This window comes from Paenibacillus sp. P4_A9 (assembly GCF_056402415.1).
The window spans coordinates 1-11,470 of sequence record NZ_JBFUHL010000102.1 but is presented as its reverse complement, the minus strand read 5'-3'; the positions used below and the strand labels follow the sequence as shown (position 1 = coordinate 11,470).

The 11,470-nt window shown below is 44.2% G+C and carries 7 protein-coding genes; 5 read left to right on the top strand and 2 right to left on the bottom strand.

What is annotated here, in order from left to right; all coding sequences use genetic code 11:
• The 4 genes from AC1DVJ_RS28530 to AC1DVJ_RS28515 all read left to right on the top strand — a co-directional run.
• Positions 1–1,553, top strand: a 1,553-nt coding sequence (locus AC1DVJ_RS28530; RefSeq protein ID WP_477595850.1) for a hydroxysqualene dehydroxylase, incomplete at its 5' end; no start/stop codon positions are given.
• A 37-nt stretch (positions 1,554–1,590) separates the two neighbouring features.
• Entirely contained in the window at positions 1,591–6,777 is a 5,187-nt protein-coding gene (locus tag AC1DVJ_RS28525; RefSeq protein WP_477595848.1) for an AAA family ATPase, read from the top strand.
• A 149-nt stretch (positions 6,778–6,926) separates the two neighbouring features.
• Positions 6,927–8,096, top strand: a complete 1,170-nt coding sequence (locus tag AC1DVJ_RS28520; RefSeq protein ID WP_477595845.1) for an iron-containing alcohol dehydrogenase — start codon at positions 6,927–6,929, stop codon at positions 8,094–8,096.
• The gene (locus tag AC1DVJ_RS28515; RefSeq protein WP_477595843.1) at positions 8,093–9,013 is read left to right on the top strand and encodes an EamA family transporter; all 921 of its coding nucleotides are present in this window, start codon (positions 8,093–8,095) and stop codon (positions 9,011–9,013) included. Before AC1DVJ_RS28520 ends, AC1DVJ_RS28515 begins: the two co-directional genes overlap by 4 nt.
• Positions 9,014–9,100: 87 nt before the next feature.
• Here the strand turns inward: AC1DVJ_RS28515 and AC1DVJ_RS28510 are convergent, their stop codons facing one another.
• Positions 9,101–9,418 (bottom strand): hypothetical protein, encoded by a 318-nt coding sequence (locus AC1DVJ_RS28510; RefSeq protein ID WP_477595841.1) that lies wholly within the window; start codon positions 9,416–9,418, stop codon positions 9,101–9,103.
• Positions 9,419–9,876: 458 nt separating this feature from the next.
• On the opposite strand from AC1DVJ_RS28510, the gene AC1DVJ_RS28505 reads away from it, so the two are divergent.
• Positions 9,877–11,238: an APC family permease gene (locus AC1DVJ_RS28505; RefSeq protein WP_477595839.1), complete on the top strand. Its 1,362-nt coding sequence runs from the start codon at positions 9,877–9,879 to the stop codon at positions 11,236–11,238.
• 126 nt (positions 11,239–11,364) lie between these two features.
• On the opposite strand, the gene AC1DVJ_RS28500 is transcribed toward AC1DVJ_RS28505, so the two are convergent.
• Positions 11,365–11,451 (bottom strand): hypothetical protein, encoded by an 87-nt coding sequence (locus tag AC1DVJ_RS28500; protein ID WP_477595852.1) that lies wholly within the window; start codon positions 11,449–11,451, stop codon positions 11,365–11,367.
• Between the last annotated feature and the right edge of the window lie 19 nt (positions 11,452–11,470).

Below are 11,470 nucleotides of genomic sequence, written 5' to 3'. Positions count from 1 at the left end.
AGTTTAAGAGTATACCAGGCGGCAAGGCCAGAAGTATGCCTTTTGTGGGAAGCGGCATAGGCGGTAGAAAAGATCTGCCAGGCGAGCACGGCTTTCGACTATTCCCACGATTTTATCGTCATGTCATTGATACCTTGAAGCGGATTCCCTATGAGAATGGTTCGGTTTACGATAATTTAACAGAAGTTACGCGTTTAGATATTGCTACCTATACAGCGCCATTATTGCCTTTATTGGCCAAAATTGAATTCAGCTTAGATAATTTATTGGTGTTAATTAAAGATCTTTTTGATAATGGGTTAGGACTTACGTTGGATGACATGGAGCAATATGGTCGTAAGCTATGGCAGGTCATGACAAGCTGCGAGGAACGAATCCGTGAGGAATACAATTTGATAGATTGGTGGGAGTTTATTGAGGCTGAGCAACAGTCACCCGCCTTTCAGAAAATTTTCGCAGGCTTCACGAAAACGCTGGTTGCCTGTCAGTCTAAGATATCGAATACGCAAACGGTAGGACCTGTAGCTGTTCAGATGACATTAGACATTACGACACCAGGTACGAGCTTTGTGCGTCTTCTAAATGGTCCAACGAATGACAAATGGATATACCCGTGGCTATCCTATCTACAGAATCAAGGTCTTAACTATCATTTGGATGCTAAAGTAGAGAGCATTAATTGTGTCGATGGACATATACGAAGTGCTACAATTACTAAGAATAGTGAAACATTTGATATCGAAGCGGATTACTTTATTGCGGCCTTTCCGGTTGAGGTTATGGGGAAAATGATCACGGATGCGATGCTGGAAGCAGATCCGTCACTTCAAGGCGTTCAGAAGCTAATTGACTCTGTTGCTTGGATGAACGGGATTCAGTATTACTTGAAGGAAGATGTGCCGATTACACATGGTCATGTGATTTATTTGGACGCCCCGTGGTCCCTAACTTCGGTCTCACAGAAGCAATTTTGGCCGGATGTGAATTTAAGCGAATATGGCGATGGCACAGTGAAAGGTATCCTGTCTGTTGATATCTCGGATTGGGATACGCCTGGCCTTCTATTCGGCAAAACGGCGACTCAATGTACTGCGGAAGAAATTAAGGCAGAGGTTTGGGCTCAAATGAAACTAAGCCTTAACGTGGATGGTGCGGTTATTCTAGAGGATTCTGTTCTCCATTCTTGGTTCCTGGATACGGATATTCAATTCGTCAATCCAGAAGGTGCTTGCACGAATATGGAGCCGTTGCTCATAAACCGTGTAGGGACTTGGAATGACCGTCCAGAAGCATTTACCGGCATACCGAATTTATTCCTTGCCTCGGACTATGTTCGGACAAATACAAACCTAGCAACCATGGAAGGCGCGAATGAAGCAGCGCGACGGGCAGTTAATGCTATTTTGACACGTGATGAATCTGAGGAAGAGCCCTGTAAGATTTGGGACATGTATACCTTTGAATTGGGGCATTTCGATGTCTTGAAAATGTATCATATGCATGATCATAAACGTTTCTCGAAGGGGCTGCCATGGGATGGTAAGATGCTCTAACCCCTTTTCCAGTAACGAGATTTACTAGGAGGATATGATGTTAAATTTGCCGGATTATGAGACGTTTAGACAAATCTATCAGGGTGAGCGAACCGTATTGTACCGCGCTATACATAAGCAAACAGGCGAGAAGGTGATCATTAAGACGCTGCGCTCTGACTTCCCGATTGCTACAGATGTCGCTAGGTTAAAGCGTGAATATGAAATTGGGAAGATCCTGGACATCCCTGGCATTGTTAAGCCTCTTGCGTTGCCGAAGTATCAAAATAGTGTAGCGTTGGTGATGGAGGACTTTGAGGGGGAAACACTTGCTGCGTACTTTCCGCTGTTTGGGCAATCGATTGATGCCTTTCTACATGCAGCTATTCATTTGGTCAAAATTATAGGCGAGGTTCACCAACGCGATATCCTTCATAAAGATATTAAGCCTAGTAATATTATTATGAATCGGCAAAAGCGAATTATGAAGCTGGGCGATTTCAGTATTTCTTCGTTTACAAAAGAACGTCAAGAAATGCTAAATCCCTTATTGCTAGAAGGAACCCTCAGTTACATGTCGCCTGAACAGACGGGGCGCATGAACCGGATTATTGACTATCGTACGGATTACTACTCACTTGGGGTCACGTTGTATGAGATGATTACGGGACGTCTGCCATTCGAAACAGAGGAACCGTTAGAACTGCTGCATTGTCATTTTGCTGTCACGCCGACACCGCCCGCAAGCATAAGAATGGAAATTCCGAAGCCGTTGTCAGATATTATCATGAAGCTGCTTTCTAAGGATGCAGAAGACCGTTATCAAAGCGCCTATGGGATCATTCAAGATCTTGAGCAAGTGTTAATGATGGTCAATTCGGATGAAGGTATTCAGGATTTCACAGTGGGTTGCTATGATATGACGGATATATTTCAGATCCCGCAAGGCTTATATGGTCGCTCTAAAGAGATCACAAAGCTGCTGCGCCGCTATAGTCATGCGGTTCATGGCTCGTTAGAGGCAGTCTGGGTCACGGGCGAGTCAGGCTATGGCAAGTCTTTTCTAATTGCTGAGACGATGAAGACGATTATGAAAGATAACGGCTTGTTTTTATCGGGTCGCTTCGAGCCCAATATGCAACACATTTCCTATCATGCGATTGCCAAGGCCTTGCAAGAACTCGTCCGGCAGCTACTGACAATGAACGATCAGCAACTTGATGACTATCGCATACGCTTGCTCAAGGTACTGGGAACGAACGGTAAAGTTTTAACGGATCTTGTGCCAGAACTTGAACTTCTGATCGGGGAACAACTTGCTGCGAAGCAGCTCCCACCCCAAGAAACTCAGAATCGATTACATTATTTGCTGCAGCAATTTTTATTAATTTTCTGTGCCAAGGATCGGCCGATTGTCTTATTCATGGATGATTTACAATGGGCGGATACAGCCTCCTTACAAGTATTGGAGCTGCTACTCAATGACTCACAGTTGAAATATTTCTTGTTTATTGGCTCCTATCGAAGTGAATATGAGGGCAATTGCTTGTCGTCCATGCACGTCCAGTTACTGGATAAGCTGCCAACTCGACTCATTGAGGAAAGAGTAACGCTCCAAGCGTTGGAAATTCATGATGTCAAGCAAATGATTGCAGAGTCCTTGAAAACGGGGCAAGAGCAAGTCGTGGAACTGGCTGAGTTAGTTGTACAAAAAACAGGGGGGAACCCCTTTTTCGTCAAACAATTCCTAACCGCTTTGCACGAACAAAAATTGCTTTCGTTCAATTATGAAGTTAATCGCTGGATTTGGGATATGGTCGAGATTCAAAGGCTGCGAATTACGGATAATTTAATGTTTCTTCTAGCAGAGAAATTAGAGCGCATGCCTTCGAGGACGCAAGATGTCTTACGCTCGGCTTCATGTTTAGGTGTTTTCTTTGACTTGGAGGCTTTGGGGATTATGATGCGTTGCTCCTTTGTGGATGCACTGCAGGAGCTGGAAGTTTCCATTCAAAGCGGATTAATTATTCCAGTAGGTATGGACTATAAATTTTATACAGAAGGCGATTCTAGCGCACGGGAAATCCGATTTATGTTCGTCCATGACTCCATTCAAGAAGCCATCTATGGTTCCATTGAAAGCGCGAAGCTCACAGAGATGCATTTGAACATTGCCCAATTGCTTCTCTCGGAATTGACTGAAGTTGAAATTGAACGGCGGATTTTTGAAATCGTCAATCATTTGAATATGGGTTCTGACTTGATCACCGAGCGAACCGAAGTTATTCAGCTGCTTGAGTATAATCTTAGTGCAGGACGCAAAGCGAAAGCTTCGAATGCTTACCGATCAGCGCTTCAATATTATCATAAAGCTCTGCAAGTAATGAGTCAGATCAAAGGGATGGAATTGGATGAATTAAGCTACACCATTCGATTAGAGGAATCAGAAGTACTCTATTTGAACGGTCAGGCGGATGAGGCTGAGATCTCTTATGAACAACTCCTGAAAGAAGCGACAACAGCTGAGCAGAAGTTGGAATTGTATAACTTGCAAGTGGTGCTGTACACCAATATTGGAAAGCAGCATAAAAGCGTCAAGGTCGGCTTGAAAGTTTTGGCGGAGCATGGCATTCGGTTAGTGGAAGCACCTACGAGCGTACACATTGCCCTTGCTTACTTAAATGTGAAGCGACTGATTGGGCGAAGAAACACACTTCAGCTCTATGATTTACCGATCATGGAAGACGCGTATCGCACCAAATTAATGAACCTTATGATAAGTGTCGCTGTATCTGCCTACTTTGTGAATACGAATCTATTTGTTTTGTTTATGCTTAACATGACCAAGCTTGCATTGAGATACGGAAACTCGCCTGCGATGGCCTATGTGTATGGTGCGTATGGTTTAATTCTGGGATCCGGATTCGGCGATTATCAGAGCGGATATCAATTTGGTCAACTGAGCAATCGCATGAACGAGAGATTTCAATCACATCAATTCCGAAGTAGAAGCTATTTTTCCTTTGGATTGTTCATAACCCCGTGGGTAAAACCGCTTCAAAACTGCCTTGTACATTTAAAAGATTCGTTCCGGAGCGGGATTGAAGATGGTGATTTGGTATTTGCAGGATATGCACTGACCTACCAGGTGTTGATCAAAGATTTCCAGGGAGTTACGCTCACGGAAGTGCTCGAAGATTTAACCGGAAACTATCGGATTTTGGAGCAGACGAATCATCATGATACGCTTCTAATGATGGAACTGCTTCGTATGGTTATTTTGAATGTAGAAGGAAAGACCTTAAATCCATTGTTAATCGGCACTAATGAAGAGGAAGACGAACAATTTGTACGAAAATTGGAAAATCATCCGAATCAAGTAATCCTCCACGTATATACCGTCAAAAAAATGATGTTATATTATTTATTTGGGTATTATGAGGATGCTGTGAGAATGGGGAGAGTTGCTGAACCGAGACAAGTGGCTTCCTTTGGTTTGTTTCATATGCCAGAGAATTATTTCTACTTTGTCTTATCCATCTCTGCCAGATTTAGTGACATGTCCATGAGTGAGCAGAAGACTTGTACGAAACAAGTGAGGAAAATGCTGCGAAAAATGGATAAGTGGGCTAAGCATGGTCCGGAGAACTTTCTTCACCTCAGTCTGCTTATGCACGCTGAATGGCATCGAGTGACGGGACAAACACACCTGGCCGAGCAAGGATATGATAATGCAATACGCCAAGCAAGAGAACACGGTTTCATTCATCATGAAGCTATCGCTTGTGAACTCGCTGGAAAGTATTATAAGCAGCTTAGACGTGACAAAATTGCCAAAACGTACCTCGTTGATGCGTACTTCGGCTATGTCAGTTGGGGGGCGACGGCGAAAGCCGAGGATCTGATCAAGCGGTATCCGGGTTATTTAATCAGCTTACTTGAGTCTACAGATGTGGCAGCAACTAAAATCAGTGACTACTCCTTACAAGCCATTGATTTCAAGACCATTATGAACACATCCCGTTCACTTTCAAGTGAAGTGAATTTGGAGCAATTGATCAAACGTCTGATGGAAATCGTCACGTATTCTTCTGGTGCGGAGAGGAGTATTCTTGTTCTGAAGGATAAGGAAAGATTGTACGTTGAAGCGGAGATGCTTGCTAGTGCGGGTCGGGACTCCTGTACAGTTAGCTCTGTCTTGCTAGAATCACGCGACAATCTACCCCATGCTATCATTCAGTATGTTGCACGTATAAAAGAGGGGGTCGTGTTAGATGATGCGGAGAACGGTGGTTTTTTCACAAACGATCCCTATATTCAACAAGCCGAGAGTAAGTCAATCTTCTGTGAACCGATTCTTCACCAAGGTAACTTAGTTGGCGTCTTTTATCTGGAAAATAATTTGATTCGCAACGCATTTACATCAGATCGTTTAGATGTGATCAAGCTATTATCGGCACAAGCCGCAATTTCCATTGAGAATGCTAGATTATATAATGATCTCGAATCCAAGGTTAAAGAACGGACGAATGAGTTGATCTTGATGGAGACCTCGCGGCGAGATCTCTTATCGAATATATCCCATGATCTAGGGACGCCTCTTACGTCGATACAAGGCTATGTAGAAGCGATTCTGGATGGTGTGATTCAGGAGCCGGAGGAGCAAAGGAAATACTTATCCGTGGTGCACATGCGCATCGTTGGTATACAACGATTGATTACGGATTTGTATCAGTTGAGCCGACTTGAAACCAAGCAGTTCCATTTCCAGCTTGCACCAACATCGTGTGCAACGATGGTTCGTCAACTTTTTGACAAGTATGAATTAGATGCGCTAAAAGCGGGAATTACCTATACACTCTGCATGGAGCAGATGGATGGGCAAGAAATGCTAACGGTGGATGCGGATCGAATTGAACAGGTTTATTCTAATATTATCTATAATGCCATTAAATTCTCTACAAGCGGCTGTTCCATTGATGTTCGTATTGAAATCAGAGATGAGCCCTATGAGCTCGTTATTCGAGTGTCCGATACGGGTGTCGGGATCAGTGAAGAGGATCTTCCACATATATTCGAACGCTTCTACAAGGTATCCAAATCGCGCAGTAACTCTGGCGGAAGCGGCTTAGGACTTGCGATCGCGAAGGAAATTGTGCAATATCATGGTGGGCAAATTTGGGCGGAAAGCCGCCTTGGCCAAGGGTGCAGCATTTCATTCTCGCTGCCCTTACACCGCATATAAGTGCTCCAAACCGTACATCTTACTAATAGATGTACGGTTTTTTGCGTAGAAAGGATGTGTCTATACCCATGGTGTTGTTTCCAATGTTATTGAATTGGACTTGTGATATACTTCTGTAGATATTAGTCATCGAAGGAGTTTACACACATATGCAATCATTTATTCAGTTTAATCCAACAAAATTATGGTTTGGAGAAGGTCAGATCAAGCAATTGCAACAGGAGCTAGGAAACACTGGGAAACGCGTGCTGCTTGTTTACGGTGGAGGAAGCATTCGTAAAAATGGTGTATACGATGCTGTGAGGAAGCAACTTCTAGATATGCAAGCCACTGTCGTTGAGATGTCAGACGTAGAGCCTAACCCCAGGTTAACGACCGTTAAGAAGGGAATTGAGCTATGCCGGAGTGAGCAAATCGATCTCATCCTTGCTGTAGGCGGAGGAAGCGTCATTGATTGTGCCAAAGCAATCTCCGTAGGTGTTTATTATGAAGGGGATGTTTGGGACATCATCACAAGGAAAGCTGAGCCGCAAAAGGCGCTCCCATTTGGGACAGTTTTAACACTTGCCGCGACAGGCTCGGAGATGAATAACATCTCTGTTATTACGAATTGGGATCGCAATGAGAAGCGCGGCTGGAGCAGTCCGTTGGCTTATCCTGCTTTTTCTATATTGGATCCTTCCTACACAACATCCGTACCCTTGGATCAGACCGTATACGGGATTGTGGATATGATGTCACATGTGCTTGAGCAGTATTTCCATCGAACCGAGCATACCCCGATGATGGATCGCTTCATGGAGGCCGTCCTTCTGACTGTTATGGAAGCAGCCCCGAAACTATTGTCAAATCTGCAGGATGTCGAGCATCGTGCTACGATTATGTATGCTGGTACAACCGCTTTTAATGGCTTGCTCTCGTGTGGGACAGACGGAGGGGATTGGGCGTCACATCAAATTGAGCATAGCTTATCCGCCGTATACGATATCCCTCACGGGKGTGGACTTGCCATCGTGTTCCCGAACTGGATGACACATTGTGCTGAGGATGATCCTTCACGCATGAAGAAGCTGGCCATGGCGGTTTTCGGCATTGATGCTGCTGGCAAAACAGATCATGAGATTGCCTTGGAGGGCATTCATGCCCTGCGCCAATTCTGGGATTCACTCGGAGCGCCTAATCAATTAGGATATTATGGTATTGATGATCGGCGAATTGAGGAATTAGTGCATAAATCATTTATGAAGCCAAGCATTGGGCAATACAAAATGATGACAAGGGATACCGTCAGAGATATTCTGATGAGGTCGTTAGCATGAAATACTATATATACGTACTAGCTGGCGCCATCAGCTTCGGGCTCTTGTCGACTTTTGTCAAGAAGGCCTATGAGTCTGGCTTTCAAGTAGGCGAGGTGGTTGGCAGTCAAATCTTTTTTGGTTTAATCATGATGTGGCTAATGGCGTTTGTGACAGCCAAATCAGCTAGACAAGGCTCAGCGGAAGCCAAATCATTTCGTGTGTCACCTCGTCAAGGACTCATGCTCATGTTAGTCGGAACAAGCTCGGGTCTAACCGGGATCTTTTATTATGCGGCTTTGCAATATGTGTCTGCCTCCTTTGCAATTCTCTTGTTGTTTCAATTTACGTGGATTGGAATTATCCTAGAGGCCCTAATAGATCGAAAACGTCCCAGCAAGGATAAACTCATCGCACTCATTTTCTTATTTGTCGGAATTATTATGGCAAGTGGATATTTAAAAGGCATGGTAGAAGCACCCTCGTGGCTTGGTATAGGCTTGGGGTTGTTATCGGCACTAACGTATGCGTTGTTTATTACCATGAATGGTAAGGTTGCCAAGCAAATTGCGCCCATTACGCGAGGCGCTGTTATGCAAACAGGCTCATTCATCATCGTCATGCTGATCTTCCCGCCTCACTTTCTGTGGAACGGATCACTGCATGAATCGTTATTGCCGTGGGCATTACTGCTAGCCTTGTTCGGCGTTGTTATCCCGCCGTTGTTTTTTGCAATTGGTGTGCCGCGAATTGGCGGTGGCATGGCCACAATCATGAGTGCGGCTGAGCTGCCGACTGCAGTGATTATGTCCTTTATCGTGCTGCATGAGTCCGTGAGTGGACTGCAGTGGCTAGGTGTAATCATTACGATGTTAGGCATTGCCTTACCAGAGTTATTGAAACGAAGACAACGCGTTCATCGGCTTCAAACGGAATGAAAAAAAGGTGGATCTCCTAGTGAGTAGGGGATCCACCTTTTTGTTCATGGTATGAAAAAAGGCCAATTGGCCTTTGGTGATCTAGGGCTATACAATCGCGAGTTGTTTCATTTCCAGCTTCACAGTTGTTAAGTGAGTAAGCTCTGGAAGGGCGTAGTATTCGGCTAATCGGCGAAGTCGCATATAAATGGTTCGTAGAATGACAGAATCTAATTCCGTGATCATAGCGCGATTTGCGACATAGTCGGACATGCTCATTTTGATCAGGAAAGGACCATTTCTTAGATCGGTATATTTCCTTGGCTGAAGCGGGTCGCCCATCGTCAAATATTTGGATTGCTTCAACGCGGCTTGAAACCGTTCAACACAGGTTTTGGAGACTTGGATGTACCTTTTGCCCCCCATGGCATCAGACACGGTAAGTATTTGTTTTTTTTCATCTAAGGAATTACTTTTTAAATAAACAATTTCGTGTGGAGCGACACCCTCGATAAGCAGACGAATAATGATGGCATCTTGTGGATTGATACATTGTGTCTCGATAAACTGAATTTTCTCTAGAGTAAGAATACGAAATCAACATCCCTTCAAGTTTGAACTTAGTTTTCTGCAAAAATTACATTTGGTTTTCAGAAACAAGCAACTATACATGATATGAGATGGGCGGAGTAAATATGCCTAGACATATGTTATGAGGTAACTATAGCTGAAAGAATTACTAGGGACAATGAGGGGAAAGTCCTAAATAATGTAAGTCTGATTTCGACAAATTCATCGTGTGAAGCATTTTTTTAGTGCGAAAAAGGTAATCTCTTGTTTTCGCAGAAATGGAAAGTATCAAACTTAGGGATGGTGGTAAGCGGATGGGGAATGAAATAGAGAAATTAAAAAAAGTATTAGGACTGGGCGATGCAATTGGTATTGCTATTGGTCAAATGGTCGGAGCGGGCATACTTTCCATTACAGGGGTAGCGATAGCCTTGACGGGGGCGGGGGTCCCACTTGCTTTCTTGCTCTCTTCGGTGTTTATGCTCATCATCACGATTCCACTTGCTGTGCTTGGGTCCGTGCTGCCAACGACAGGAGGCATGTACACATATACCAGTCGATTGCTTTCACCAAAAGCCGGGTTCGTGTATCTGAGCTTATTTACCTTCGGGCATCTTACAATAGCAGTTTATGCGATATCGTTTGCTCACTATTTGCAGGGGATCGTGAAGAGCGTGCCCATTATGTTGGTAGCTTTCCTTGTATTAACTTTTTTCTACCTCATCAACCTGTTCGGAATTAAGTTCATGTCAACGCTGGGACGAGTGCTCATCGTAACAAAATTGGTATCGCTATGTATTTTCATCGCGTGGGGAATGTCAGAGGTGGACTTTACTGTATTTCAACCAACTTCCTATTTTCCACAGGGGATCAGTGGCTTTCTAATGGCAGTTGGGATGACATCCTTTGCGTCTGGTGGGGCATATGCGATAGTCGAACTCGGCGGCGAAATGAAACGGCCTAAGCGGGATATTCCATTGGCCATTCTAATTAGTTCTGGGATTGTGGGATTGCTTTACATTGGAATGGGTATTGTTGCAACTGGTGTATTGCCTATTTCAGAGGTTGCGGGGGAGTCGTTGATTGACGTTGCTACATCGATTCTGCCGAAGCCGTTGTTTTTATTTTTTGTAATTGGCGGGGCTATGTTCGCCTTGGCATCAACATTGAATGTCACGTTCTCATGGGTGACTAGAGGCATGCTAGTCGCGTGTCGAGATGGATGGCYGCCAGCTTCGTTAGGTAAGGTAAATCAAAGATTCGGGACACCTCATTGGTTACTAACATTTTACTATATACTTGGGATTATCCCCATTGTGACCGGGGTATCTTTGGAAACCATTTCTCAACTCGGAGTAGGCGTTTTACTCATCGCAAGCATTTTCCCTGTCTTATCCGCAGCAAGACTTCCGCGTACATTCCCAGAATTATATCAAAGTGCGCCTTTCACAATGAAACCTTACCTGTTCTACATAATCATATGTATTGCTGTCGGTTTGCTGGTGTTCCAAGGGTATCTCCTGTTAAGTCGCCTATCTGTTCCGTTACTGCTTGGAACTGTATTCATTATTATTGCTGCAGTTGGCTATACCATGATCAAAGGGAAAAATCCAGATCTTACCCCGAGTAAACCTTCTACTACAAATGAGATCCCTGACATTACATTACCGCAATGACTGATTTGAGTTCCTTGATAAATTCTTTGCAAGGAAGTGACAGATGACGACTCTTGAGCCGTAAGGATCGGAAGGAAACCCCTAAATCCACGCCAGTAATTTCTAGTGCGACGATGCTGCCTGTTTCTAAGTAAGGATCGTATCGCATGCCCGTCTCCGTATAGAAGCCAATCGCGATTCCTTCAGCAATGATTCGTTTAGCCGCCTCTGAATTTCCGAGTTTAAATAAGAT

Coding starts and splice junctions, on each gene's coding strand:
- AC1DVJ_RS28525 (WP_477595848.1), top strand. CDS start 1,591: ATGTTAAATTTGCCGGATTATGAGACGTTTAGACAAATCTATCAGGGT.
- AC1DVJ_RS28515 (WP_477595843.1), top strand. CDS start 8,093: ATGAAATACTATATATACGTACTAGCTGGCGCCATCAGCTTCGGGCTC.
- AC1DVJ_RS28510 (WP_477595841.1), bottom strand. CDS start 9,418: ATGGGGGGCAAAAGGTACATCCAAGTCTCCAAAACCTGTGTTGAACGG.